Annotated in this window: 22 protein-coding genes and 1 pseudogene; 16 read left to right on the plus strand and 7 right to left on the minus strand. The window is 43.6% G+C overall.

The window, feature by feature from the left end:
* The first annotated feature begins 3 nt into the window (after positions 1-3).
* From MD535_RS00205 to rsmF, 3 genes are all read left to right on the plus strand, one after another.
* Complete coding sequence (locus MD535_RS00205) at positions 4-1290, plus strand: paraquat-inducible protein A (protein ID WP_265672876.1); 1287 nt, start codon at positions 4-6, stop codon at positions 1288-1290.
* Complete coding sequence (locus MD535_RS00210) at positions 1283-3919, plus strand: PqiB family protein (RefSeq protein WP_265672877.1); 2637 nt, start codon at positions 1283-1285, stop codon at positions 3917-3919. Before MD535_RS00205 ends, MD535_RS00210 begins: the two co-directional genes overlap by 8 nt.
* A 124-nt stretch (positions 3920-4043) precedes the next feature.
* Complete coding sequence (gene rsmF, locus MD535_RS00215; RefSeq protein WP_265672878.1) at positions 4044-5462, plus strand: 16S rRNA (cytosine(1407)-C(5))-methyltransferase RsmF; 1419 nt, start codon at positions 4044-4046, stop codon at positions 5460-5462.
* A gap of 419 nt (positions 5463-5881) precedes the next feature.
* Here rsmF and MD535_RS00220 read toward each other — a convergent pair whose 3' ends face one another.
* Complete coding sequence (locus MD535_RS00220; protein WP_265672879.1) at positions 5882-6727, minus strand: CvfB family protein; 846 nt, start codon at positions 6725-6727, stop codon at positions 5882-5884.
* A 111-nt stretch (positions 6728-6838) separates the two neighbouring features.
* Between MD535_RS00220 and MD535_RS00225 the strand changes: the two genes are divergently transcribed.
* Positions 6839-8188, plus strand: a complete 1350-nt coding sequence (locus tag MD535_RS00225) for a hypothetical protein (protein ID WP_265672880.1) — start codon at positions 6839-6841, stop codon at positions 8186-8188.
* Positions 8189-8219: 31 nt separating this feature from the next.
* Here MD535_RS00225 and MD535_RS00230 read toward each other — a convergent pair whose 3' ends face one another.
* Both MD535_RS00230 and MD535_RS00235 read right to left on the minus strand, forming a co-directional pair.
* Positions 8220-8711 (minus strand): PaaI family thioesterase, encoded by a 492-nt coding sequence (locus tag MD535_RS00230; RefSeq protein WP_265672881.1) that lies wholly within the window; start codon positions 8709-8711, stop codon positions 8220-8222.
* A gap of 312 nt (positions 8712-9023) precedes the next feature.
* On the minus strand, positions 9024-9923 hold the full coding sequence (locus tag MD535_RS00235) for a putative PEP-binding protein (protein WP_265672882.1): 900 nt from the start codon (positions 9921-9923) through the stop codon (positions 9024-9026).
* A gap of 257 nt (positions 9924-10180) precedes the next feature.
* Between MD535_RS00235 and MD535_RS00240 the strand changes: the two genes are divergently transcribed.
* Together MD535_RS00240 and MD535_RS00245 are read left to right on the plus strand one after the other, a co-directional pair.
* On the plus strand, positions 10181-11245 hold the full coding sequence (locus tag MD535_RS00240; protein WP_265672883.1) for a 3-deoxy-7-phosphoheptulonate synthase: 1065 nt from the start codon (positions 10181-10183) through the stop codon (positions 11243-11245).
* A 1-nt stretch (position 11246) separates the two neighbouring features.
* Entirely contained in the window at positions 11247-11729 is a 483-nt protein-coding gene (locus tag MD535_RS00245; RefSeq protein ID WP_250619013.1) for a YajQ family cyclic di-GMP-binding protein, read from the plus strand.
* Positions 11730-11804: 75 nt separating this feature from the next.
* On the opposite strand, the gene MD535_RS00250 is transcribed toward MD535_RS00245, so the two are convergent.
* The gene (locus tag MD535_RS00250; RefSeq protein WP_265672884.1) at positions 11805-12743 is read right to left on the minus strand and encodes a precorrin-2 dehydrogenase/sirohydrochlorin ferrochelatase family protein; all 939 of its coding nucleotides are present in this window, start codon (positions 12741-12743) and stop codon (positions 11805-11807) included.
* Between the two features lie 475 nt (positions 12744-13218).
* Here MD535_RS00250 and MD535_RS00255 point away from each other — a divergent pair.
* The 6 genes and pseudogenes from MD535_RS00255 (at position 13219) to MD535_RS00280 (ending at position 18858) form a co-directional block, all read left to right on the plus strand.
* Positions 13219-14249: pseudogene (locus MD535_RS00255) on the plus strand (amino acid ABC transporter substrate-binding protein).
* Positions 14250-14380: 131 nt separating this feature from the next.
* Positions 14381-15583, plus strand: a complete 1203-nt coding sequence (locus MD535_RS00260; RefSeq protein ID WP_265672885.1) for an amino acid ABC transporter permease — start codon at positions 14381-14383, stop codon at positions 15581-15583.
* Between the two features lies 1 nt (position 15584).
* Positions 15585-16682: an amino acid ABC transporter permease gene (locus tag MD535_RS00265; RefSeq protein ID WP_265672886.1), complete on the plus strand. Its 1098-nt coding sequence runs from the start codon at positions 15585-15587 to the stop codon at positions 16680-16682.
* A gap of 22 nt (positions 16683-16704) precedes the next feature.
* Positions 16705-17454: an amino acid ABC transporter ATP-binding protein gene (locus MD535_RS00270; protein ID WP_265672887.1), complete on the plus strand. Its 750-nt coding sequence runs from the start codon at positions 16705-16707 to the stop codon at positions 17452-17454.
* Between the two features lie 214 nt (positions 17455-17668).
* Complete coding sequence (locus tag MD535_RS00275) at positions 17669-18331, plus strand: Bax inhibitor-1/YccA family protein (RefSeq protein ID WP_265672888.1); 663 nt, start codon at positions 17669-17671, stop codon at positions 18329-18331.
* A 197-nt stretch (positions 18332-18528) separates the two neighbouring features.
* Complete coding sequence (locus tag MD535_RS00280) at positions 18529-18858, plus strand: TusE/DsrC/DsvC family sulfur relay protein (RefSeq protein ID WP_265672889.1); 330 nt, start codon at positions 18529-18531, stop codon at positions 18856-18858.
* Between the two features lie 157 nt (positions 18859-19015).
* On the opposite strand, the gene yccX is transcribed toward MD535_RS00280, so the two are convergent.
* Entirely contained in the window at positions 19016-19288 is a 273-nt protein-coding gene (yccX, locus tag MD535_RS00285) for an acylphosphatase (protein WP_265672890.1), read from the minus strand.
* A 166-nt stretch (positions 19289-19454) separates the two neighbouring features.
* Here yccX and MD535_RS00290 point away from each other — a divergent pair, with 166 nt between their 5' ends.
* The 4 genes from MD535_RS00290 (at position 19455) to MD535_RS00305 (ending at position 23452) form a co-directional block, all read left to right on the plus strand.
* A complete protein-coding gene (locus MD535_RS00290; RefSeq protein ID WP_265672891.1) occupies positions 19455-20645 on the plus strand; it encodes a class I SAM-dependent methyltransferase in 1191 nt (396 codons plus the stop codon).
* Positions 20646-21026: 381 nt separating this feature from the next.
* Positions 21027-22346: a TolC family outer membrane protein gene (locus tag MD535_RS00295; protein ID WP_265672892.1), complete on the plus strand. Its 1320-nt coding sequence runs from the start codon at positions 21027-21029 to the stop codon at positions 22344-22346.
* A 3-nt stretch (positions 22347-22349) separates the two neighbouring features.
* Positions 22350-22973 (plus strand): OmpA family protein, encoded by a 624-nt coding sequence (locus MD535_RS00300; RefSeq protein ID WP_265672893.1) that lies wholly within the window; start codon positions 22350-22352, stop codon positions 22971-22973.
* Between the two features lie 125 nt (positions 22974-23098).
* A complete protein-coding gene (locus MD535_RS00305) occupies positions 23099-23452 on the plus strand; it encodes a DUF2750 domain-containing protein (RefSeq protein ID WP_265672894.1) in 354 nt (117 codons plus the stop codon).
* A gap of 122 nt (positions 23453-23574) precedes the next feature.
* On the opposite strand, the gene queC is transcribed toward MD535_RS00305, so the two are convergent.
* Both queC and queE read right to left on the minus strand, forming a co-directional pair.
* Complete coding sequence (gene queC, locus MD535_RS00310) at positions 23575-24264, minus strand: 7-cyano-7-deazaguanine synthase QueC (protein ID WP_265672895.1); 690 nt, start codon at positions 24262-24264, stop codon at positions 23575-23577.
* 20 nt (positions 24265-24284) lie between these two features.
* The gene (gene queE / locus MD535_RS00315; RefSeq protein ID WP_265672896.1) at positions 24285-24965 is read right to left on the minus strand and encodes a 7-carboxy-7-deazaguanine synthase QueE; all 681 of its coding nucleotides are present in this window, start codon (positions 24963-24965) and stop codon (positions 24285-24287) included.
* Positions 24966-25023: the final 58 nt, after the last annotated feature.

A 25023-nucleotide genomic window follows, 5' to 3' on the forward strand; every position in this document is an offset into this window, starting at 1 on the left:
ACGATGCGCGTTGTTTCTAATTCACAAGTTCCACAAACAAATGACCTGCCCCAGAACCAAAATGTGCGGCTATGCCAGTGCTGTGAGTTGCCGGTAGCCGTGGTAGGATTGGATAAAGGGTATAGTGCCGACTGCCCTCGTTGTGGGACTCAGCTCTATCGCAGTGAGCATCACTCGATCAATGGTAATTTGGCAATCGCCATTACTTGCCTCTTGCTTTTTATTCCTTCTCACTATTTTGATTTCATCACCATCAGGTTGGTGGGCGTGATGATTCAAGGCACACTATTTGAAGGCGTGTTAGCGTTAAGTCAAGAAGGCTACCCGGGTCTCGCGTTGCTGACTCTTTTTTGTCACACCATAGCGCCGGTCGCTATGTGCACTGCGGTACTTACCACCCACCTCGCACTTCGGTACCACTGGTTTAAAACACTCAAGTGGTCTTTAAGCATACTGACACACAGTAAGCATTGGATGATGTTAGATGTCTTTCTTATTAGTATTGCAATCTCATGTTTCAAACTGCAAGACTATTCCGACATCTACATTGGCCATGCGCTCTATAGCTTAGTGCTGCTGCAAGGGCTGAGCGTGTTACTCGTGTGCCGCATCAGTGTTAGGCGCTACTGGGAGGCATGGAAACCGGAAAATGCTTATCGTTCTTCAGTGAAAGAGATTCATTGCCACAGTTGCCACCTTTCTCAGAAAGAGGCAGACCGTTGCGTACGTTGTGAGGCGAAGCTTCATCATAGAAAACCCTATTCATTGCAGAAAACTTGGGCTTACCTCATTGCCGCATCGGTGGCGATTCTGCCGGCAAACTTAATTCCGATATCAATCCTCATCACCAATGGTCAACGATTAGAAGACACCATCTTCTCCGGCGTAGCCTCGTTAATCAATAATGACATGATCGGTATTGCCATCATTATTTTTGTTGCCAGTATCGTGGTTCCTGTCGCGAAGATATTAGGGCTGGGGTATCTGCTTTTTTGTATACAGTTTGATAAAGTGAACAATCACCGTTTTGAGATGACCATCTTTCGGATCATAAAATGGATCGGTAAATGGTCAATGACCGATCTCTTTGTGATATCCATTATGTTGACCTTGGTAGACCGAGGGCAAATTCTTAATTTTACACCGGGCTTCGGCGCGGTAGCGTTTGGTATTGTTGTTATATTCACCATGTTTGCAGCCGAGAGCCTCGACCCTCGGTTACTGTGGGATAAAAAGACAGCATCCTCTTCTGTATTAGACACTAAGACGAGTATTAGCGGTAATGAGTAACGAGACTAAGCAACCTATGTCGTTCAACCCTGAAGTGAAGAAAGATCGTCGGATTTCACCGCTTTGGATTCTGCCAATTTTGACACTCATACTGGCTGGCTGGTTATTGGCAAAAGCCGTGCATGATGCAGGTCAGCGTGTTCAAATTTATTTCTCCGACGCCCAAGGTCTTATCGCAGGACGCACGACCATCAGGTATCAAGGTTTAGAAGTTGGGATGATTCGTGACATCAACCTGTCTAAAGACCTGAGTAATATCTATGTTGATGCGGACATCTATCCTGAGGCGACCAAGTTACTCGGCGAAGACACTAAGTTTTGGTTAGTGAAACCCTCAGCCTCGTTATCAGGGATTTCTGGTCTAGATGCGCTCGTGTCGGGTAACTATGTTTCCATTTATCCGGCAACAGAGACCAGCAATAGCAAAACAAAGTTCCAAGCATTGGATACTGCACCGGCTGAGCTGGCAGCCAATGACGGCCTAACCGTCACACTCAAAGCTCGTGATCTCGGTGGCATATCCGTCGGTTCAAAAATCGTCTATAAGAAGATACCTATAGGTGAAGTGTATAGCTTTAAGCTAAATGAAGACGCAGAAAGCGTACTCATTAAAGCCTCGATTGAACAACAATTTAGTCATATTATTACTGACAAGAGCCGATTCTGGAACGTCAGTGGCATCGGTGCCAATGTAGGGTTTCAAGGCGTCGATATTCGTTTAGAAAGCTTAAGCGCAATACTGGCAGGCGCCATTGCCGTTGACTCACCAGATAGTGGTGCTCCTGTCGAGAAAGGCACTTCCTTTAAGCTCTACCGCGATTTAAAAACGGCTGGTCGTGGTATCCCTATATCCATAACACTGCCAGACAATAGCAATTTGAAAGCCAACGGTTCTCCTATCGTTTACCGAGGATTAGAAATTGGGCAAATAAACAATCTCGCACTCAATGATGACCGGGATTCCATCATCGCTTCTGCGTCTATTGAACCCGCCTTTAGTGATATGTTAAACGAAGGCACGCTATTCTTGCTTGAAGAAGCGAAAGTGTCTTTGTCTGGTGTTGAGAATCTATCGAATTTAATCACGGGTAATTTTTTAACATTAGTCCCGGGGACTGGTGGCAAAGCCCGTCAATTCGATGCGATTAAACAAGACGAATTTGATCGAGTAAAAGCCAAATCCATTTCTATTCGCTTGCTGTCTGAGAACTCTTTCGGTTTAGAGCCAGGGAGTAGCGTATTATATCGCGGCATTCCGGTGGGCTCCCTCACGTCTGTTGAGCTCGTTGATGATAACGTAGCGATGGACATTGCCATTGATATTGAGTACCGAAACCTAATTAGAACCCAAAATCGATTCTATGTGACAGGGAGTGCCACTGCAGAGCTAACTAAAGCAGGGCTTAATGTAACCGTTCCACCCGCTAAGCAATTGCTTACCGGTTCGATTAGCTTTGTGAGTGAGGGAAAAACCACCGAGCGTGTTGAGTTCCCGCTATTCCAAACTAAATCACTGGCGGAACTCGCCAAGCACAACCAGTCAGGGTCCATGAAGCTTGTTCTGTTTGCTAACGAGTTACCTCCGATTCAAGAAGGCAGCCCCATTCTTTATCGCAACATGCAGGTCGGCAGTGTAACGGATTTTTCATTAGTCGATGGCGGCGTCTACATCAATACCTCCATTGACAATCGCTACAAACATTTAATTACGCCACAAACTGTTTTTTGGAATCGCTCTGGAGTGGAAGTTGAAGCGTCGTTATCTGGTGTTAGCGTGAAAGCCGCACCACTAAAAACACTGATAGACGGTGGTATTGCTTTTGACTCCATGCCAGGAATAGAAAATAAAACGGGTAAAAAATGGAAGTTGTATCAAGACTTTAACGACGCAAGAAAGTTTGGTGCTTCGGTTCAATTAGTCACCACAACGACAGACCAACAAGTAACAAAAGGCATGCCCATCAAGGATCAAGGTGTAAAAGTGGGGGAAGTCATGTTAACACTCCCCGACTTTACCCATGAACGAGTTGAGATTACGGCTCGAATTCTGCCCGAATACGTAGAGCAAATCGCCAATTCAGACGCCTATTTTTGGCTTGTTAAACCTGAATTTGGTTTGAGTGGTGTGAAAAATTTGAATGCACTCGTTTCGCAATATATCGCCGTCGAACCTGGTAATGGGAAAACGCAAAAGCAATTTAAGCTATTTGATTTCCCTAAAGTAGAGAATGGCATTGAGTTTACGCTGCAAAGTGAAAACCGAGGTTCCGTCAAAGAAGGTACCCCAATTTTATATCGTGATATCGAAATTGGGCGCGTCACTGACGTCGAACTCGGTCCATTTGCTGATAGAGTGATATCAACCTTTCAAATTAAGCCAGAGTTCGCCTACTTAGTTCGTGCCAACAGCGTGTTTTGGAATGTATCTGGGGTCGATGTACAAATCGGTCTTTCTGGTGCCAGTATTAAAGCCGGTACGATGGATAGTCTAATTCGCGGTGGTGTGACATTTTCAACGCCAGAAGGTACTGAACTTCAGCCCAGAGCAAGTGAGGGTCAAAGCTTTTACCTAAATCAATCCGGCGATCCTAAGTGGAAGGAATGGCGAACTGCAATCCCTGCCCCTTAAATAACATTCAAAGCCCAACGCTGTTAAATTACACAGATAAGCCCGCTAACGCGGGCTTTCATTTTCTGTTGAGCAGAGTTCAGGTTATAATTCAAAAAATACTTTCCAACTAGCAGGCTCTATTTTGCACTCTAACGTCTATATCCCTGACGACTTTCTCACACACATCGCATCTCAACTGCCAGAGCATCTAAACATGGATGACTTTGTGGCCGCATGCCAAAGACCGTTACGAAAGAGTATTCGTGTCAATACCCTCAAGCTGACCGTCGATGACTTCTTAGCGAGAGCGCAGGAAAATAACTGGTCGCTTTCCGCCATCCCTTGGTGTGATGAAGGTTTTTGGATTGATGCCGATGAAAGCCAAGTACCGCTAGGGAATACCGCAGAACACATGGCAGGCTTGTTTTATATTCAAGAAGCGAGCTCTATGCTGCCTCCAAGCGCCCTCTTCAATAATAAAACCAACTTTGATGCAGTACTCGACATGGCGGCGGCACCCGGGTCAAAGACAACGCAAATTGCCGCACTCATGGATAATAACGGCATTTTAGTGGCGAACGAGTTTGCCTCTAGTCGAGTCAAAGTGCTACACGCCAATATTGAACGCTGTGGCGTTAGAAATGTTGCGTTAAGTAATTATGATGCTCGAGTGTTTGGTGGTTGGCTCCCAGAGCGTTTCGATGCCATTTTGTTGGACGCGCCATGTTCCGGCGAAGGCACGATTCGCAAAGATGCCGATGCAATGAAAAACTGGAGTCTAGAGTCCACCAATGACATCGCAGAAACACAAAAAGATCTCATCGAAAGTGCATTTCACGCGTTAAAAGTGGGCGGTACACTGGTCTACTCTACCTGCGCTTTGAGCTGCGAAGAAAACCAACAAGTCATGCAACACCTTCGAGATACGTTTGATCACGCGGTTGAGTTTGAGTCACTTGAGCACTTATTTCCAGATGCTAAACTTGCGACAACGACGGAAGGCTTCTTACATGTCTACCCTCAATTATTTGATAGTGAAGGTTTTTTTATCGCCAAAGTCAAAAAACTAGCATCTACAACGCCGCCTGTAGTGAAGAAACGACTGGGCAAATTTCCATTCCAGAAGCTATCGACTAAAGAAACTCAAGACGCTACGTTGTCACTTAAGTCCGCATTCTCCATCGACTTCCCGGGACAGAGTCAACTCTGGAAACGTGATAACGACATATGGCTATTTCCGACCGCGCTCGAGCCATTACTTGGGGAATTTCGCTTTTCTCGCATGGGTATTAAAGTGGCGGAACAGCACAAAAAAGGGTATCGCTGGCAACATCAAGTTGCGACATCACTCGCGAATAGCCAAGCCGATACGGTTGCGGTGAGTCAATCTGATGCCAGAGAATGGTATATGGGCAGAGATATTCGCCCTGAAGGGTTATCTGGAACTGGCGAGGTCTTTGTTAGCTATAACGATATCGTCATTGGATTGGGGAAATGGGTAGGGAATCGGATTAAAAATGGCTTACCTCGAGAGTTAGTAAGAGATAAAAATCTGTTCTAAGCCAGAGGCATAGCGATTTTATGCTGTTAAAGCCGCTGTGCATATCGCTTTTTTACCGTTTTGTACTACACTTTAGGGGTTATCAACATAGACCTAAGCAATGATATTTTGGCAACGGTATGCTAGCTTTCCGTAACAACATCGTTACCATACTCACCGCTTGCTTAGGACACTTGGCATCCGTAAAGCGAACAACGTTCAAACTATACATTACGTTATAGGCTGAAAAGGTAAAGTAGCGCGTTACTCATGGTATGTAACACGTGCTGACTAACCAACTACCAGTAACTAGCAACGAGAAGAACTAACAACGAGTTAATTAGTTCGACTGAAACAGTTAGCGTAGGCTCTCCATGAGCCATTCCCCTAGGCCCAAATCAGGATCAGTTTTGGGCCTCTTTTTTGTCTCCGAGAATGACTTATGCGTCTTCGCTTACCAAGCGAATGCCATCTTTATCAATCGTGATTTTACCTTGTTTGAATAAACCACCAATGGTTTTTTTGAACGTACCTTTACTGGTTTTAAACGCCGTAAAGATCGCTTCTGGCGTCGATTTATCACTTAAAGGTAAGAATCCGCCCTTCTTCTCAAGCAAACTCAGAATGCTTTCGCTTAAATCGTCCATCTTAGCCGTACCAATCTTCTGTAATCTAAGATCGATTTTTCCATCTTCACGAACTTGTTTAACAAAGCCTTTAAGACGTTTACCGACAAATAGCTTACCAAATACATCCGATTGGAAGATCATTCCCCAATGCTCACCGTTAACAATGGCTTTATAGCCAAGTTCACTGCGCTCAGCGATGATTAAATCGACTTGCTGGTTCGTAGTGTAAACAGCAGGTACGTTATCTAACCATTTGTTAAATTTAGTCGTACCAACAATACGACCAGACGCTTTGTCGGTATAAACATAAACCAAAATATTTTGACCAACGACTAAGCGCCCACGCTGTTCACTGAATGGAATCAGAAGATCTTTTTCTTTGATGCCCCAACTTGCGAACGCACCAATGCTGTTAACGCCTTCGATTGTCATCATTCCCCACTCACCAACTTGTGCTACTGGCTTACTCGTGGTTGCTGCGATCTGGTTATCTGAATCAAAATAGAGAAAAACATCAATGCTATCGCCAACTTTAACTCCTTCAGGAGCGTATTTTTTTGTTAGCAAAATTGATCCATAATCTTTGCCGTCTAAAAACCACCCGAAGTCTGCTTCTTTCATCACTTCAAGCTGGTTCATTTGACCTACATTTATCATTATTTTATCTCTATTGGGATTATTCGGGCGATTATACCTGACTCGCTTTAAGATGCTAGTTTCTGCGTGTTCTGATATGCTTAACCGTATCAATACAAACGGAGAAGTTGTTTGATTTCTGTCGATAAACAAGATGCCATCACGCTAAAAATCGCTCATGCGATGGCGAATACTAAAACCCTAGACTTAGATGTTTTTCTATTTATTCCTGGAGAGCTCGATTTAGAGTCTCACCAAGTTTCCGAGTCAGACTTTTATCACAACTCGTTCACGCAAAAGCGCACATATTTCAGTACAGAAACCTTGCTACCGCTTATTCACTCTCGACTCGCTAAGCGTGGCCGTTTATCCAACACTCAATACCGAGTGAGTTTGAGCCTGTTCGCCTATCAGTATGTGTTCGCGTTAGATAATGCGGTATCTACACTTATCAACTCTTCAAAAGAAGAAGTCACCGCAGACGAAATTGATGAAGTCATCGAATTAGCCATCGATATTTTACGAAAAATGCGTCGGGCAGTCCCTTATGAAGAGAGTCTTAAGCGCTATTATGCCAATATCGACAACTATCTTTCTTGGTATACTGGTCAAAAATTTTTGTCGCTTGTCGTTGCCTTACCCAACAGTAAGTCTTATACACCACTCAAAGAGCGCCTCATCACCATTGTTGAGAAAGAACAAGCACACCGAAACCTCAATAATTATAACTCCGAGCAAGTTCGTAAAGACTCGACTCGCCTAAGTAATAAAATGCGACTACTACGGCGTTTGATTGAACACCCTATCGTATTGCAAGAAAAGCTGACCTCAATGGGTAACAACACTAAGCGTTTCATCAAGGGCTCAGCAACAGGGCTCGTGATGCTATTCGTCACCACTGCTGTTATTTTGGCAAGGGATTACCTTGGTGAAATTACCGCCTCCTTTATCTTAGTCCTATCGGTCATCTACGCACTTCGTGAAGTGTTTAAGGACGATTTAAGAGACATTTTGTGGCGTTGGATCCAGCGAGGTAAGCCAAAGTGGCGTAGACGCTATATAGACCCGACAACCAAAAAAGAAGTGGGCCGAAAAATTGAATGGTTGGATTTTGTGTCGTTTGACCGATTGCCTGATCGCATCAAAACAATACGAAAAAAACGAGTGGTCCAGAGAGAGGAAAAGATTCTTCACTATCGTACTCATACCACCATGGCAACGTCGAAGTTTACTAGTGGTTATGATCAAACCCGTGAAGTGATTAACATTAATTTTCGGACGCTAACTCGCCTTATGGACAAAAGTAATAACCGTTTCTTCCGCTTACAAGAAGGCCAAGTGGTCAAAGAGTCGTTAGAAAAGCGCCATCTCCTTAATTTAATCATTAAGGAGAATAATTACGATACGGAACCCCTGTATTATCGGTGGAAGATTATTCTCAATCGTTCAAAGATTGTCGATATTGAACAGATACCACTCTAGCCACGAGGCAACTAGCGTTCATCTACCCTTTTTAATGGACGGTTTTCTTAACGATTTTTTTCAACGATAACACCAGTGAAAATTCAGCCATAGGTTCATCACCGTGTAGTGATGGACAAATGGCGGTAATTTTTACTGGCTGATTCACCCGCTCCCCAGTTGCTAATGTCTCGTCTAGCATGCTATCAATCAACACCCCATCATCACAAATGAAATGAACGTCTGCTTCTGGGCGTTTAAAAAACTTACCTTCCACCTCTTTAAAGGCAAGAGACACCCTTTCACCTCTCTGCTGTGCTTTGTTCATTGCCATGTACCCACCAGCAACATCTGCGCCAACGGCGAGCACGCCAAAGTACATGCTATTCAAGTGATTTTTTGTCCGTCGCTTTAAAGGAATTTTAATCTCTACCTTACTTTGGTCTAAATGAATAATTTTAGGGCGGCATAACCAAATAAAAGGCACTTTTAATAAACCGAAAGTAGTGAGATATAAGTTAGCTTTACGAAGCGGTGATAACATGTCCTAGTCCTTTACGAGAAAGCTCATCCGACCAGTAAACTAAAAACCACCAAGGATGTCAAAGAAATGTTAAGAAAATGAAGGGAGTTAAAATACGATATCACTATATAACAGAAGATAACAGAAGTGACATGACCGCTTTTATAAACACTGATGTGAAAGCAGAACGCTAAAGTGAAACGTCTAGAAAGTTAAGGTGAAACGCCTAGAAAGTTAAAGGCTAAGGCATACGAGCCATTAGCCTTGTTATATTCAAGAGTCCCAAATTAATACTAAGAAATAAGAATATTAGGGAAGCAGACCGGTCATTGGTTACGCGGTCACATAGACGTCTATATGGCCTAACTCTTCTAATTGTAGGGCGAGATTGGGGTAATCATTAAGTGAACCGATAACCACAATAGCAGGTTTTTTTACGTCTTTTGCCGTAACCACCGCATCTCTAACCAGCTTTAATACGGCCTCACTCTGTGGGTCATACAAGTGAGCAAGCTCGTCTTGGTGGCGATCTACGCCAAGTGTTAACTGAGTCAAATTGTCAATTTTTAACACTAATCCGTCAAAATACTGCAATAGACGCTCCGATAATAGAACGGCAGATGGCGTATCACAAGCAAACAAAATCTTTAAGCCGTTAAGCCCACGTGGTAAACCTTGCTCGGCAAGTTGATCAATGATTTTGGCTGCATCACTCAACGCTCTGACGCAAGGCACGATAATCTCGACATTAATTCCCTGCTCTCGCAACACTTTTAGAACTCGGCACTCTAACGCGAACGTTGCGCTATAGGCTGCTGAGGCGAAACGAGAGACACCACGCACGCCAAGCGCGGGGTTAACTTCTTCAGACTCAACTTTGCCACCAAGCAAGGCGCTCATGCCATAGCTATCCGCGTCATTCAACTCTATACGAACGACTTTATGGGAAGGTTGAACTGCCGAGACAATTTCGGCGACAAGAGTTTCAACAAAAAAGTCCGGTGCTTCACGTCCGCCCAGCAATGCATTGATAGCATCCAATTCGACGTTATCGAGCTCACTACCAAGTTGAGCATAGTCAGGATGGAAAAATATTTTTTCCATAATAAGTTCAGCAATTGATACATACAAATGATCTGCCTCAGCGGTGTCTGAATAACTTGGAAAAACATGACCAAGACTCAGTGATGCTAAGGGAATGTTTTGACTTTCTTTCTCGCTTTCGTAACTCATGACTGCTCCGTGCTTTCTTAACTCTAACTAAAAGCAAAATACCGACTCAACCATATGAATACAAGGCATGATTAACAATAATCATGAACTATTTATGCCTCAGTCCATACATTCCGACAATTGTGTTATTTTTAATCAATTATGTGGCCATATTTAGCGCTAATCCCTCGTCAGCTAAGGAGATTACCATTAATAGTTTATTTGACTCGGCATTTCCGCTATCTTTACCGCTTCGAAATTAATACGTAGGCTGCCCCATGCCATTAAAAACAGACGAACTAAGAACTCAGGCACTAGGCCCAATGCCCACTCCGTTGGAATTGAGTACGACTCATCCCATTACAGATGATGTCGCGACAAGAATTGCCGATTCTCGCCGTCAGATTGAAAACATTCTATCCGGAGAAGATAGCCGTCTTCTTTGCATTGTTGGTCCATGCTCTGTCCACGATACAGAGGCTGCGCTTGATTACGCTAAACGCCTAAGTGCGATTCAAGACCAATACCGCGATGAGCTTTTCATTGTGATGCGTACCTACTTTGAAAAACCACGTACGGTTGTTGGTTGGAAAGGCTTGATTACCGATCCAAACCTAGATGGCTCTTACGCCCTTGAAGCTGGCTTAAACAAAGCCCGTGGCCTGTTACTTGACATCAACAAATTGGGTTTAGCGACGGCAACTGAATTTCTCGACATGATAACAGGGCAATACATTGCTGACCTTATCACTTGGGGAGCGATCGGTGCTCGTACAACAGAATCTCAAATCCATAGAGAGATGGCCTCTGCTCTATCTTGCCCAGTCGGGTTTAAGAATGGCACCAATGGCAGCGTCAAAATAGCTATGGACGCGATCCGAGCGGCACGTGCTTCACATTATTTCTATTCACCCGATAAAAATGGTCGAATGACGGTCTACCGCACGAGCGGTAACCCGCATGGGCATATCATTTTACGTGGTGGAGATACAGGTCCAAACTTTGATGAGGGCGCTATCGCATTAGCTTGTGAACAGCTTGCTTCATTTGACCTACCTCAGCGCCTAGTTGTTGACTTCAGCCACGCGAACTGTGAAAAGCAGCACCGCAAGCAACTTGATGTTGCAGAAGAAATCGGTCGTCAAATCATCGCAGGCTCTCATAAAGTTGCGGGTATCATGGCCGAAAGCTTCATTGAAGAAGGTAATCAGAGCATGAGCGACATCAATAACCTCGAATATGGGAAGTCAATCACTGACCCATGTCTAAGTTGGAGCGACACTGTTGATATGCTTAACATTCTCGCCGATGCGGTAAAACAACGTAATAGTAAGGAAATTTAACATGCCATCATTTGATATTATCTCTGAGATAGAGACGGTTGAATTGCGTAATGCTGTCGATAACGCAAATAGAGAGATCACTACCCGCTTTGACTTCCGTAATGTTGAAGCATCATTCACACTAAACGGTGAAGTAGTTAAACTGTCTTGCGAAAGTGACTTTCAACTAAAACAAATGCGTGACATTTTACGTGGCAATCTTACCAAACGTGGTGTCGATGTGGGTTCAATGGAGTCTAAAACAGCAGAGCAGTCTGGTAAGCTTTGGCACCAAAACATTGAATTTAAACAAGGTATTGAAACTGCCGTTGCTAAAAAGATCGTAAAAGCGGTGAAAGACGCAAAAATCAAAGTACAAGTTTCGATCCAGGGCGAGAAAGTTCGCGTAACGGGTAAAAAACGTGATGACTTACAAGCGACAATGCAACTCGTTAAAACGGGTGAGCTCGGACAGCCTTTCCAGTTCGATAACTTCAGAGACTAATCTGTAGACCACCACCGTTTATTGCTCCTTTCTAGAGCGACAAACAGGCAAAATAAAAAGGGCAGGTGCCCTTTTTTATTTTATGCGCCCCAACTCAATCACATTATCACTTTCTTTAAGCAAACGATAAGCTGACGAAGCCGGGTCGATAAATACCACCACCCTCTGTCCATCGACTTTACATTGGCGAATATGCTCTGCCGCCTCAGTAATATCGTGAAAAGACACCCTTTCTGCATCACGTCTTACCAAATCAACAAAACCAAATGGGCAGGCTCTATCATAAAATACGATTTCTGCCTCTTGCATCAAGCGTAATGCTCTTAGCGGCAGAAGTTCAGGGTCATCACCAAACTCAATCCACGTACATGACTCGGAAAATGTCACCGGTTGCTCAACCATTCGCTGATAAACCTGTTCAATATCTTGATTATTAACACAGCACATCACGTCTGGTTTTCTAAAAAACAGCTCCCAGAACTTGCGGCGCTCATCAACTGAAGGAAAACGCTGCTTAATGTCAGCTCGCTTACTGGCGGCAAAATCTGCGAGTTGCGCAGTATTCATGGGCAAAACGGTTTCTATTTTTTCACGTATTCCTCGAATGAGAACAGGAGAAGATCCACCACTCGAAATCGCTATTTGAATGCGTCCTCGGTTTATTATCGAGGGCGTAATAAAGTCACAATAAGGCGTATCATCAACAACATTAACAAGAATACGTAACTTTTTTGCATCTTTATGCACTTGATGATTCAAGCTAGGATTATCGGTTGTCGCCCAAACTTGTACGTAATCGCTTGTCATCAATTCTGGCTCATAAAACCGCTGTATCCAATGACACTTATCATTACCTACTAATTGAGCCAGATAAGGCTCTATCTTAGGCGACACAACCGTTACCTGCGCACCCGCACGTAACAACATATCAATTTTACGACAAGCAACCTCCCCTCCGCCTATCACGAGTACAGGCTTTTCAAGTAGATCCATAAACAGTGGAAAGTAACGCATAAATTTCCCTTTCAAAACGAAATAACTATTCATTCAAACTCACCAGAATGGTGCAGCTTTGTCACCGAGACATTCGTCACAAAACAATTTTTCACTGAATTTTCAGCAATAATTAGCGCAATATCCAGCGTTTGACCTAAAAAACAAGTTAGTATTTTAAATTAACGTTTTTTTAACAAATCTACTTCTATCGCACTAGATTGGTGTTTAGTTGCACTATTTACAAAACTATTACACTTCGTCATTCTAACAATGGTTTAAGGTCGTGTGACAACTCAAAACATCTTTTAAATTAATAATTTGAGAAATCATAAAACATTATCTACGCTTTAAACGGTTGTTACAACTGGTAGAAAATTAGTTCGAATATTAAGAACTTAGGATGCACCAAAATCATGACCAGCACAAAACAATGATTAGCACATTGTATTCAGGATGGACCTGATTTACACGGAACTTACAGGAAGGATACACAATGGCAAAGAACCTCACTCTAATTGCATCTTTGGTAGCTGCTTCAGCTGCTATGGTAAGCACGTCAGCTTCCGCGGCTGACAGCACGCTAGAAAAGGTCACGAAAGCAGGCGTTTTAACTTGTGGTGTGAGTACGGGTCTTCCCGGCTTCTCCAACCCTAACTCAAAAGGTGAATGGGAAGGTATTGATGTTGAATACTGTCAAGCTGTTGCAGCGGCAGTACTTGGTGATAAATCTAAAGTAAAATATGTCCCACTAACCGCAAAAGAGCGTTTTACTGCCCTTCAGTCTGGGGAAATTGATGTACTGTCACGTAATACTACGTGGACTCTACACCGTGATACTGCTCTGGGTCTAAACTTTGTCGGCGTTAACTATTATGATGGTCAAGGCTTCATGGTCATGAAAGATCTGGGTGTGACCAGTGCTAAAGATCTCGATGGCGCTTCTGTTTGTGTTCAATCAGGTACAACGACTGAACTCAACCTAGCCGATTACTTCCGTAACAGCGGTATGTCATACAAGCCAGTGGTATTTGATACTGCGGCACAAACATCAAAAGGCTTTGACGCCGGACGTTGTGACGTACTGACGACTGACCAATCCGGTCTATATGCTCTAAGACTTAACCTAAAAGATCCTAGCGCAGCCGTCGTACTTCCAGAAATCATTTCTAAAGAGCCTCTAGGTCCTGTTGTTCGCCAAGGCGATGACCAATGGTTCAACATTGCTAAATGGACACTAAACGCCATGATCAATGCTGAAGAATATGGTATTACCTCGAAAAATGCGGATGAAATGCTGAAATCGACCGATCCAAACATCAAGCGTATTCTCTTGGTGTTGATGGACCGAAAGGTAAAGGTCTAGGCATTAATGATGATTGGGGTTACCAAGTTATCAAACAAGTAGGTAACTACGGTGAAAGCTTCGAGCGAACTGTCGGTACAGGCTCTCCACTGGCAATTGACCGTGGTGTCAACGCACTTTGGAATGCTGGTGGCTTCATGTATGCGCCACCAATCCGCTAAACGTATCAAATAGCTGAAAGCGAACGTCGCCGTCAGTTGTTTGCACTACAATTAGTGCTTTGAAATACATAATGCTCCAAAACAAGGGCGGTTTATCCGCCCTTTCTCAAAGGATTTGAGGTTATAGCTGTATGAAACCTACTAATACTCAAGTCGCAACGCAGGCAAAACCTGCGAAAAGCGCAAATCTCCTGTACAACCCTACCTTTCGTTCCGTCGTTTTCCAAGCTATTGCAATTGTAGCGCTTGGAGCCTTTTTCTATACTATTGTCACTAATGCTCTCGACAACCTTGCGGCTCGAGGCATCGCCACTGGTTTTGATTTTCTTTCTGAAGAAGCGGGTTTTGGTATTGGGTTAACACTCATTGAATACGATGAAACGTTTTCTTATGGTCGCACCTTTTTTGTTGGGCTACTGAACACGGCTCTTGTCTCTGTCCTTGGTATACTCTTCGCGACAGTATTGGGCTTTGTTATTGGTATTGCTCGTCTTTCTTCTAACTGGCTTGTGAGCCGATTCGCCGCCGTCTACATTGAGATATTCCGAAATATCCCACTACTGCTGCAGATCTTCTTTTGGTATTTTGCCGTTCTTCAGGCGCTTCCTTCGCCAAGACAAAGTATGAGCCTAGGGGAAGCTATTTTCCTTAACGTTCGTGGGTTGTACTTCCCTGCCCCTGTTATGGAAGCTGGAAGTAGTATTGTCATTGGTGTTTTCATCATTGGTCTAATCGCTACAATTGGCGTAAGTATATGGGCCAAAAACAAACAAAGATTAACTGGGCAACAAACTCCAATGTTACGTATCGCCTTAGGGTTACTCGTTGGATTACCACTCATCGCCTACTTTATTATGGGCATGCCAATTTCTGCAGAATATCCCGTATTAAAAGGGTTTAACTTCCGTGGCGGAATTAGCATCATCCCAGAGTTAGCGGCATTAACCATTGCGCTTAGTATCTACACTGCGTCTTTCATCGCTGAGATCGTTCGTTCCGGTATCAATGCTGTCAATCATGGTCAAACTGAGGCTGCGATGTCTCTTGGTTTACCTCGCACTCGCACATTGAAGCTCGTCGTGATCCCGCAAGCAATGAGAATCATCATTCCGCCTTTAACGAGTCAATACCTTAACTTAACCAAAAACTCATCTTTAGCGATGGCTATCGGTTATCCAGACCTGGTGTCTGTTTTCGCTGGCACGACACTGAACCAAGTGGGGCAAGCGATTGAAGTTATCGCGATGACGATGGCAGTCTATCTGACCTTAAGTTTAGTCACTTCTGCGTTGATGAATTTGTATAACCGTAAAGTCGCTTTGGTGGAGAGATAATATGTCGCAGCATCAATTTCAGCCCGACCTCCCGCCACCAGCCAATACGGTAGGTCTTGTCGGATGGCTCCGGAAAAACTTGTTTGATGGGCCAGTCAATTCCATACTGACCATCATTGTGAGTTACATCTGCATTACATTGCTTTGGCAGGTTGCTAACTGGGCATTTATTAATGCCGATTGGGTAGGCACTACTCGAGATGCATGCTCACGAGAAGGGGCTTGTTGGGTATTCATCAGTGTACGCTGGGACCAGTTCATGTACGGTTTCTACCCAGAAGCTGAGCTATGGAGACCACAGCTTTTTTACGCAACACTCGCGATTTTCGTCGCATTGCTTGCCTACGAAGGTACGCCTAAGCGCTTGTGGATTTGGTTGTTTTTTGTAAACATTTATCCGTTTATCGCAGGCGCCCTACTGTATGGCGGCGTATTTGGCCTAGAGGTCGTTGATACCCATAAATGGGGAGGCTTACTTGTCACGCTAATCATCGCACTGGTCGGGATTATCGTCTCCCTACCTATTGGTGTGGCTTTGGCTCTCGGGCGACGCTCAGAAATGCCGATTATCCGCAGTATCTGTACAGTGTATATCGAAGTTTGGCGTGGTGTACCGCTCATCACCGTCCTATTTATGGCTTCCGTTATGCTTCCGCTGTTTTTAGCAGAAGGAACCGAAACAGATAAGCTGATTCGTGCATTAATAGGTGTAGTTCTATTTAGTGCAGCCTACATGGCCGAAGTTGTCCGAGGAGGGTTACAAGCGATTTCCAAAGGGCAATACGAGGCCGCTGACGCACTAGGTCTTAGCTATTGGAAAAAAATGGGGTTAATCGTACTACCCCAAGCATTGAAGATCACTATCCCTTCAATTGTGAACACGTTTATCGGTCTTTTCAAAGACACCAGTTTGGTACTCATCATCGGTATGTTTGATGTATTGGGTATTGGTCAGGCAGCAAACACCGACCCTGAGTGGTTAGGTTTTTCTACCGAAAGTTATGTATTTGTCGCGTTAGTGTTCTGGGTATTCTGCTTTGGCATGTCGAGATATTCGATATGGCTAGAGAATAAACTGCATACCGGTCACAAACGATAAAACGGAAATTCAAGGACGTATTATGACGCAACAAGAAGATTACATGATCCAACTGAAGGACATGAACAAATGGTACGGTGAGTTTCACGTACTGAAAAATATTAACCTAGAAGTAAAAAAAGGCGAGAAAATCGTTATTTGTGGCCCTTCTGGCTCTGGTAAGTCGACCATGATTCGCTGCATTAACCGCCTAGAAGAGCATCAAGCCGGTAACATTTTTGTATCTGGCACTGAATTGACGGAAGATCTAAAAAATATCGAAGCAGTAAGACGAGAAGTCGGCATGTGTTTCCAACACTTTAACCTCTTCCCGCACTTAACTGTGTTAGAAAACTGCACACTCGCGCCAATTTGGGTTAAAAAAATGCCTAAAGAAGAAGCTGAGTCAATAGCAATGAAGTATTTAGAGCGTGTAAAGATCCCTGATCAAGCAGACAAATACCCTGGTCAACTCTCCGGCGGACAACAACAGCGCGTTGCCATTGCACGCTCACTATGCATGAGTCCTCAGGTTATGCTGTTCGACGAACCCACTTCAGCACTCGATCCTGAAATGGTTCGAGAAGTACTCGACGTCATGGTGGAGCTTGCAGATGAGGGCATGACCATGCTGTGTGTTACTCACGAAATGGGGTTTGCAAAAGAAGTCGCCGACAGAGTTATCTTCATGGACGCGGGTGAAATTATCGAAGAGAACAACCCTATCGATTTCTTTGAAAACCCGCAATCAGACCGAACGCAAAACTTCTTGAGCCAAATTTTGCACCATTAAAGCCTCATTAACGAAAAGGCGACGGAAACGTCGCCTTTTTTTGTGGATTCAAGCATTTGCAATGCAGACATATTGTGTTACATCTTACTACATACTTAAGCAACTATTTTTATTATGATTTTGTAAAGTGACTTATAATGGTAAAGCTTGATTTTTTGAACAATCGGCCCCATAACTAGTCATATAAGAAAGTTAATCATCTACGAGGAAGATTATGAACGGTCCTATGGTATCTCGCACTTCGTCAGAAGCGAGCGTTCTGCAAACGAACAAAGTATTACGCAACACCTATGCCCTACTATCTATGACTTTACTTTGGTCTGCGGTAGTCGCTGGTGTTTCTATGGCGATGGGATTACCTCGCCCTGGTATTATTATCACTCTGGTTGGCTTTTACGGACTACTTTTCTTGACTGAGAAAAACCGTGATAACTCAATGGGGTTGGTGTTCACATTCCTATTTACAGGCTTTATGGGCTACACCATTGGTCCATTGCTAAATATGTATATAGGCGCGGGCATGGGCGATGTGATTGTCACCGCTCTCGGTGGTACAGCCTTGTCGTTCTTAGCGGCATCTGCGTATGCGCTGACAACTAAACGCGACCTGTCAATGCTTGGCGGCTTAATGTTGTCACTATTTGTTGTACTAATTGTAGGTATGATTGCCAGCATCTTTATTCAATCCACTATCATGCATTTAGCACTTAGTAGCTTGTTTATCGTGTTCTCAACGATGGCGATTTTGATGACAACACAAGGCATTATCCGTGGCGGCGAGACTAACTACATCTCTGCAACCGTTACGCTTTTTGTCTCTATTTACAACATCTTCATCAGCCTGCTAAGTATTCTTGGCATCATGAACGACGACTAGTTTGTTGACGATGCGTTGATTGTAAAGCCCGAGTTTATCTCGGGTTTTTTATTACTTATCATTTTATTTACCTCTTCACTTTTCCTACCGCCTAGCGGCAACACTCATTCAATCGTTAGGCAACACTCATTACTGGCTTGAAATTGTGTTTTAATTTGAGCTAACATCCTAGCGAGTCCAACATACTGATTAATACTATGATCCAATACCAAGATAAAAGCATTGAAACAGATGCGGAAGGCTACCTACTGAACTTTGAAGAGTGGGAAGAAGGCATGATTGCTATTCTTGCTGAAGAAGAAAACATTGAACTCACCGACGCGCATATTGAAGTCGTGATGTTTGTTCGTCAATTTTACCAAGAGTTCAATACTTCCCCTGCGGTTCGAATGTTGGTAAAAGCAATGGAAAAAGCGCACGGTCCGGAAAAAGGTAACAGCAAGTACCTATTTAAACTCTTTAAAAAGGGACCGGCAAAACAAGCAACGAAATTGGCCGGACTACCAAAGCCAGCGAAGTGCCTATAATTTTCAACTAACCTGAGAATGTCTAGCTAGACTATGCATTTAGCTAGACTATGTGTTTAGCTAAGCTATGTATCTAACTCACCAATAATGCCCAACTAACGTTCGTTCAGGCGGTAGAAATTCAGCTCCTGAGTTTACACTCTAGCCTCAGATGCGGCTAGAGGATCTTGAAACTTCGATATAGCTGATATTCGCATGGCTCTCGCACCACACGTTGAACATGTGCGGTTCTTGGGCCTGTCATCAACCATCGCTCCAATGCATCAACATCTGTCGGTCGACCGCATACCATCACTTCCACAGTGCCATCAGGTTGGTTCTTTGCATATCCCGTTGTATTTAATTTCAATCCTTCATGGCAAGTGTGATACCGAAAACCCACACCTTGCACGTGTCCCTCAACAATAAACTTCTTACAAATATCCGGCATAAGATTATCCCTAATGTTACCACTCTTAGAATATAGCGAATATATTGGCCTAATCTGAACTTAAACCGTATTTAAACACAGTCATTATGGCCACATCATTGCATTTGTCTGCGACATCACACAAAATAGCCCACCCTTTCTATTGTACTAACACGTAAGGCATCTCATGGCTCCTGCAATACATCTCGTAAAAGGTCGCGACAAATCACTAAGACGTAAACACCCTTGGATTTTTTCACGCGGTATCTCCCGCGTCGATGGGCAACCTTCTCTTGGTGAAACGGTTGATGTCTTTGCGGACAACGGAGAATGGCTCGCTAAAGCGGCATTTTCACCAAACTCACAAATTCGCGCGCGCGTTTGGAGCTTTGAAAAACAAGCGATCGATGTAGACTTTTTCGTATCTCGCATCCGAACTGCTCAGCTACTCAGAGAAGACATTATTGAGCGTGATGGCTTAACTGGCTATCGCCTCATCGCGGCTGAGTCAGATGGTTTACCAGGCATTACCATTGATAAGTACAACCAGTACCTCGTCTGTCAATTACTCAGTGCAGGCGCAGAATATCAAAAAGACGCCCTTGTTGAAGCTTTGCATATCTGCTTTCCAGAGTGTTCGATTTACGAACGTTCAGACGTATCTGTACGTAAAAAAGAAGGCCTTAAAGAGCGCACTGGCGTTTTGCTTGGAGACGAGCCTCTGGAGCCTGTCGTAATCGAAGAAAACGGGGTAAAGATTAGTGTCGATATCATTAAAGGGCATAAAACTGGGTTTTATCTTGATCAACGCGATAGCCGCTATCAAGCACAGAAGTACACTAAAGGTAAAGAAGTACTAAACTGCTTTAGCTATACGGGTGGCTTTGGTCTTTACGCGCTGAAAAGTGGTGCGACTCGCGTCATTAATGCGGATGTGTCACAGCTCGCATTAGACACGGCCAAACACAACGCGGAACTCAACGGTTTCACGGAAAAGAAAAAGGCCGTATTCTTAAATGCCGATGTCTTTAAACTGCTAAGAGAGTACCGTGACCAAGGCACCAAATTTGATGTCGTTATCATGGACCCACCTAAATTTGCAGAGTCCAAAGCACAACTTAATGGAGCTTGTCGAGGCTATAAAGATATCAACATGCTCGCCATGCAAATTCTAAAACCCGGTGGTACGCTATTAACTTATTCCTGCTCCGGTTTAATGGATCAAAATCTATTCCAAAAAATCATCGCCGACGCAGCACTAGACGCCGGCCGTTCAGTGAAATTCGTTGAACGATTTGAGCAAGCTGCGGATCACCCTACAGACACAGCTTACCCAGAAGGCTTCTACCTAAAAGGATTTGCCTGCAAAGTACTGTAGTGAAAAACTTGCTACCGCGACACTCTGGAACAACCATTAAACCACTCATTGTCACATGAGTGGTTTTTTTATGCCCTATCCGTCTCATTTTTGAGACTTTTTTGCAGACTTACCATTGAACAACCGAATTTCTCTACTATTTTCAATAATATGTTTGTATTTTCATGCTGCATTCAAAAAAGACACTCAAAGTCTTAATTTGGATACACTAACATTGCAGTTCCTATTTGAAATTATGTCATTGGTCACTATAGTTTATCTATAGATACCGTAACCTAATGACTTAACTTACATTATCAAACTGTGGGATTAACTAATGCATGTTCATTATAAGAACCCTATCAAAGCAAACACTTTGTTTAAGGGCTAAGGAGAATTACATTGAACAAGTTAACCATTTCGACTATCGCTTGTTTTATCGCGACGAGTTTACCTGCGGCTAGCCAAACGCTGGAGCAAGCCGTTGCCACCACGTTAGCGACCAACCCTGAGATCAAAGCCGCATACAATGAGTATGTAAGTAAGCGATATGACGCCGAAGCCTCCGTAGGCGCCTACAGGCCCAAAGTAGACTTGGATGGTGGTATTGGTTATGAGCGAACTGACTTTGATCGTGCGGATTCGCTCAATAATAGAAATGAGAGCCTGACCAGAAAGGAAGTAGGCATTAGCCTTACTCAGTTACTATGGGATGGTAACGAAACGTTAAACGATATGGACAGAACGGCTGCGGAAGCCGAGTCTGTGCGCTATCAACTTTTAGCTGACGCGTCTGATATCGCGCTAGAGGTCTCTAAAATTTATCTAGAGGCAACCAAAGCTTATGAAATACTCTCGCTGTCTGAAGCTAACTTAGAAGTACACAAAAAGATCTTTGCCGACATTAAAAAACGCGTGGATTCCGGAATAGGGTCTACTGCCGATTTATCGCAAGTTGAAGCACGTATTGCAAAAGCTCACGGGAATTTGCTTGCCGCGCAAAATAACTTATTTGACACCCATACACAATTTAAGCGCATCGTTGGACAAATCCCACTTGGCCTGAAATATCCACAAGCGGACCTTAACGCTATTCCACCAACCGTCGATCAAGCCCTTAAAATCGCCATAGAGCAACACCCTGTCATTCGAATTTCGCAGGTCGATGTCGACTCAGCTCGCTTTCAATATCAACAAACCAAAGGTGTCAACTACCCGACTTTCTACATTGATGCGGGTCACAACTGGCGTGATGACGCTGGCGGTAACATCGGCACTGATAACGAAACCAGAGCCATGGTTCGAATGCGTTACAATCTGTATAACGGAGGATCTGATTCCGACCGTACAGAAGCCGCAGCTTATCAATTAAACAAGGCCAAAGATTTCCGTGACCGTACGTTTCGTATGGTTGAAGAAGGGTTAAATCTGTCATGGACCGAACTAGAATTCACGGTGCAACAAAAGGAATTTTTAGCTGATCACGTCGATTCTGCATCCGATACCGTTGTGGCCTATCAAAAACAATACAAAATAGGTAAACGAACCCTTCTTGATGTTCTCAATACCGAAAATGAACTATTCGAAGCGAGAAAAGGGTATCTGGACGCGAAGTATGCCGAACAATTGGCTAAATATCGCGTCATGAATGCGACTGGTAACTTATTACAAGGGCTACGTATTGATACCCCGCAAGAGTGGAATGAAAAGGTGGAGTACTAAATCATGAAACTACAAAACTTACTGTTACTTTGTAGCCTAGTGGCATTTTCTGCCACCTCAACCGCGACCACTCATGCTCAGGATGAGTACGACTACATCCCCACCCCTTTAGCAGATCAAAAAGCAGATTTAATTGACGATGATAGTGATGGTGTGATTAACGCCAGAGACTTATGTGTCGTTACCCCTAATGGTTCAGTAATCGATAACGACGGCTGCGAGAAACACATAGATACAACCCAATCGATGGCGATTAGAGTGTTATTCGACAATAACTCGACAACAATCAAATCTGTTTTTCAAAATCAAATTCGCCAAATGGCCGATTTCCTCAAAGCTTACCCAGATACCACCATTGAAATTCAAGGCTATGCCAGCATTGTTGGTAATCCAGAAAAGAATTTAGTGTTATCTCAAAACCGCGCCGATGCGGTGAGGCAAGCGATCATCAATAATGGTATCTCGCCTAACAGGCTCACTATTGTCGGATTCGGTGACACCAAGCCAGAAGAGCTTGGTTCGAATGAGTTCTCTCATGCAATGAACCGAAAAGTTGTCGCATCTGTCGTCGGCTACAAGGGTGAAGTAGAAAAACAATGGACCATATTCACCAAAATTGACAAGTAGCCGTCCATTTTGGCGCTATTTTCTTTAAAGGCAGTCAAATCGACTGCCCTTTTTAATGCCGTTCATTTAGTTCTTTTACAACTCGTGCTACTCTTAACGCAGTTATTACTAAGAGTATAAAAATCATGAGCAAATTGACTTCAGATGTCGCGCAAAACCTAGAACTTTTCATTCGTGAAACCAAAGCTACTGAGCTAGTTTGGGGTTTACGAAACGAAGAAGGTTGGCTGGCATGTGACTCAACGGAATTCGAAAATTCTGAAGTAATGCCATTTTGGTCTTCAGAAGAAGAAGCAAAATTACATAATGTCGAAGAGTGGGCCGATTTTGAAGTGTTACACATTCCGTTAGATATCTTTGTGGAAGATTGGTTACTAACTCTTGCTGAAGATGGGGTTTTAATTGGTGCAAACTGGAACACACAGTTAGATGGTAAAGAATTAGAACCATCTGATCTCGCTAAGCTGTACCTGAAATAGAACGCGTAACTCATAACACATATAAAAATAGAGGCTTTTGCCTCTATTTTTATGTCAATACTAAATTACATACCTATTAAACAATACCGTTTATAAACAATACCTTTTGTAAACAATACCGTTTATCCCGCTTGCTTTTTCGTTAGAGAGTCTGACACAGCTTGTTTGTTATCCAAGTAGTGCTGTAGCCCATTTTTCCGAAGATCACACGCAGGACAATCCCCACACCCATCTCCAATCACGCCATTATAGCAAGTGAGCGTTTCTTCACGTACTAACGCTAACGCTTGATACTGGTCAGCAAGCGCCCACGTTTCGGCTTTGTCCAACCACATAAGTGGTGTTTCAATAGTAAACGCTCTATCCATCCCTTGAATTAAAGCCGTATTCATCGACTTTACAAACTCATCACGACAGTCAGGGTAGCCAGAAAAATCCGTTTCACAGACCCCTGTAATCACACTCTGTGCGCCAATTTGGTATGCATATATTCCAGCAAGCGTTAAAAACAAAATGTTACGGCCTGGCACAAATGAATTTGGTAAGCCATTTTCACCAAGTTCATGTGACACAGGAATATCATCGCGGGTAAGTGAGCTTATCGCGAGTTCATTTAGCAAACCTACATCCATAACCTTATGCGCGGCGACACCCAGCTTTTTGGCTAATGCTTGTGCGACTTCAATTTCTAACTTATGACGCTGCCCATAGTCAAACGTAATGGCATGTACTTCATCGTACTCCTGCAACGCTTTCACTAAACACGTAGTGGAGTCTTGCCCCCCACTAAATACGACGACGGCTTTTTTCATTCTAGTTATTCCTAATCCTATTACGCGATACTGAGATATTTATGTGTTTGAACTGAGAGACGCCAATTACGCTTAATACACGTTTCAATACACAGCTCAGTCGCCCGTAATTTTTGGCTGATGGGTTGTAAGGCAATCTCAACGTTGGGCTTTAATGCCACACCTACGAGTAGTTCATCAAGCTGGTCTATATTTTTCTGCGTTGCCACTGGGTGCTTGATTTCATTTGCTCTTTCTAGCGCTGATGGTAGGACTGGTAACTTGCCTTTCATCGCTATCTTTGGTGACACTGTCACCCATGTATTTTCGGTGACGCTAACTGGGGATGTACCACTGGTTTCAATCTGACAATGACAGCCGATCGACTCAAAGGCCTGAGTTAATGGAAGAAGATCAAATTCACATGGCTCGCCACCGGTGATAACAATATGTTTAGCGTTGTAACCCAATGCTTTGTACTGAGCAATCACATCGCTCGCGGAAGCAGAGTACCAAGTAGGATCATCGCCTTGCTTTACAATGACTTCTCCAAATGTTCGCTCATCACCCTTCTCCGCCAGCCAGGTCTGCTTAGTATCGCACCAAGCACAACCGACACTGCATCCCTGTAAACGAACAAACACCGCGGGGACACCAGTATAAACACCCTCACCTTGAATGGTTTCAAACATTTCGTTGATTTTGTATTGCATATTATTCATTAAACGCTGCTAATCATGACTATTGATAACCGATGTGCAGACCTTAAAGTATGCGTAT

It is taken from the genome of Vibrio qingdaonensis, assembly GCF_026191675.1.
In the GTDB taxonomy this organism is placed as follows: domain Bacteria; phylum Pseudomonadota; class Gammaproteobacteria; order Enterobacterales; family Vibrionaceae; genus Vibrio; species Vibrio qingdaonensis.

Coding starts and splice junctions, on each gene's coding strand:
- MD535_RS00205 (WP_265672876.1), top strand. CDS start 4: ATGCGCGTTGTTTCTAATTCACAAGTTCCACAAACAAATGACCTGCCC.
- MD535_RS00210 (WP_265672877.1), top strand. CDS start 1,283: ATGAGTAACGAGACTAAGCAACCTATGTCGTTCAACCCTGAAGTGAAG.
- MD535_RS00220 (WP_265672879.1), bottom strand. CDS start 6,727: ATGATAAATGTAGGTCAAATGAACCAGCTTGAAGTGATGAAAGAAGCA.
- MD535_RS00230 (WP_265672881.1), bottom strand. CDS start 8,711: ATGTTATCACCGCTTCGTAAAGCTAACTTATATCTCACTACTTTCGGT.
- MD535_RS00235 (WP_265672882.1), bottom strand. CDS start 9,923: ATGAGTTACGAAAGCGAGAAAGAAAGTCAAAACATTCCCTTAGCATCA.
- MD535_RS00240 (WP_265672883.1), top strand. CDS start 10,181: ATGCCATTAAAAACAGACGAACTAAGAACTCAGGCACTAGGCCCAATG.
- MD535_RS00245 (WP_250619013.1), top strand. CDS start 11,247: ATGCCATCATTTGATATTATCTCTGAGATAGAGACGGTTGAATTGCGT.
- MD535_RS00250 (WP_265672884.1), bottom strand. CDS start 12,743: ATGCGTTACTTTCCACTGTTTATGGATCTACTTGAAAAGCCTGTACTC.
- MD535_RS00260 (WP_265672885.1), top strand. CDS start 14,381: ATGAAACCTACTAATACTCAAGTCGCAACGCAGGCAAAACCTGCGAAA.
- MD535_RS00265 (WP_265672886.1), top strand. CDS start 15,585: ATGTCGCAGCATCAATTTCAGCCCGACCTCCCGCCACCAGCCAATACG.
- MD535_RS00270 (WP_265672887.1), top strand. CDS start 16,705: ATGACGCAACAAGAAGATTACATGATCCAACTGAAGGACATGAACAAA.
- MD535_RS00275 (WP_265672888.1), top strand. CDS start 17,669: ATGAACGGTCCTATGGTATCTCGCACTTCGTCAGAAGCGAGCGTTCTG.
- MD535_RS00280 (WP_265672889.1), top strand. CDS start 18,529: ATGATCCAATACCAAGATAAAAGCATTGAAACAGATGCGGAAGGCTAC.
- yccX (WP_265672890.1), bottom strand. CDS start 19,288: ATGCCGGATATTTGTAAGAAGTTTATTGTTGAGGGACACGTGCAAGGT.
- MD535_RS00290 (WP_265672891.1), top strand. CDS start 19,455: ATGGCTCCTGCAATACATCTCGTAAAAGGTCGCGACAAATCACTAAGA.
- MD535_RS00300 (WP_265672893.1), top strand. CDS start 22,350: ATGAAACTACAAAACTTACTGTTACTTTGTAGCCTAGTGGCATTTTCT.
- MD535_RS00305 (WP_265672894.1), top strand. CDS start 23,099: ATGAGCAAATTGACTTCAGATGTCGCGCAAAACCTAGAACTTTTCATT.
- queC (WP_265672895.1), bottom strand. CDS start 24,264: ATGAAAAAAGCCGTCGTCGTATTTAGTGGGGGGCAAGACTCCACTACG.
- queE (WP_265672896.1), bottom strand. CDS start 24,965: ATGAATAATATGCAATACAAAATCAACGAAATGTTTGAAACCATTCAA.